The 1275-nt window shown below is 48.3% G+C and carries 1 protein-coding gene; it reads right to left on the bottom strand.

Annotation, left to right across the window (positions count from 1 at the left end):
- Positions 1 to 1273, bottom strand: a 1273-nt coding sequence (murJ, locus tag R8N28_RS25305; RefSeq protein ID WP_318183671.1) for a murein biosynthesis integral membrane protein MurJ, incomplete at its 3' end; no start/stop codon positions are given.
- Positions 1274 to 1275 lie beyond the last annotated feature (2 nt).

The raw sequence follows: 1275 nt of genomic DNA, 5'->3' as shown, positions 1-1275 counted from the left end.
ACAACAGCGCCATGTTGACGAACGCTGACAATGCCGTAGCAATAGCCAAGCCGACGTAACCGTAGAAATAGGCGAAAATTGCGTTGAACACCATGTTAGTCACCATCGCGATGATGCCGTATTTCACTGGCGTTTTTGTGTCTTGACGTGAGTAATAGCCTGGCGCCAACACTTTAATTAACATGAAATTCAATAGGCCAGATGCGTAAGCGAGCAACGACAGAGACGCTTGGTGCACATCTTGTGGAGAGAACTCACCGCGCATAAATAGCACCATCAACATCGGCTTCGCCAACGCCATCAAACCCAACATCGCCGGAATCCCGAGCAGCGTTACCATGCGAACGCCCCAATCCATGGTATGTGCAAAACCTTCGCTCTGCGAGTCCACATGTTTACGAGACAGCGCAGGCAAAATCACCGTCGCAATCGCAATACCAAACAGCCCCAGCGGGAACTCCAACAAACGATCGGAATAATACAACCAGCTGATTGAGCCAGTTTGTAGAAAGCTGGCAATAAAAGTATCAAATAGCAGGTTGATTTGACTGACAGAGACGCCAAACAAAGCGGGAATCATCAACGTGCGGATTTTTACCACCCCAGGATCGCGCCACCCCCACTTAGGCTTAACCATCACGCCCGCTTTAATAAGGAAAGGAATTTGGAATAAGAACTGAACCAAACCACCTAAAAACACACCGATAGCCAGACCGATTTCCGGTTGAGACATCTGTGGCGAGATAAACCAAGCCGCCAGAATGATCATGACATTCAAAAAGACCGGAGTGAATGAGGAGACGGCAAACTTGCCGAGTGTATTAAGAATGGCTCCGGAAAGCGCAACAAAGGTGATGAACCATAAATAAGGGAAGGTAATTTTGAGCATCAGACTGGCTAGCTCAAATTTCTCTGCGGCCGGCCCACCATGCATCCAATCTAAAAACCAGCCAAAACCAAACAGCGCGGTTACCACACCAGAGCCCAGCACGCCCAGCACGGTAACAATAGAGACAATAACCCCTAACGTACCGGCAGCACGAGCAATCAACTCGCGTGTTTTGTCCATATCACCTTGAGCGTGATTCTCCGTTAAAACAGGGACAAACGCTTGAGAAAAAGCCCCTTCAGCAAACAAACGTCGTAAGAAATTCGGAATTTTGTTGGCGAAGAAAAAGACGTCTGCGCTTGCTCCTGCCCCCATTAAATTTGCCACTACAACATCGCGAACTAAACCCAGAACGCGGGAAATTAATGTCATAGCACTGACGATCA

This window comes from Vibrio sp. Vb1554, from assembly GCF_033344235.1.
The sequence above is the reverse complement of the archived record's forward strand: the minus strand, read 5'-3'. Positions and strand labels throughout refer to the sequence as shown.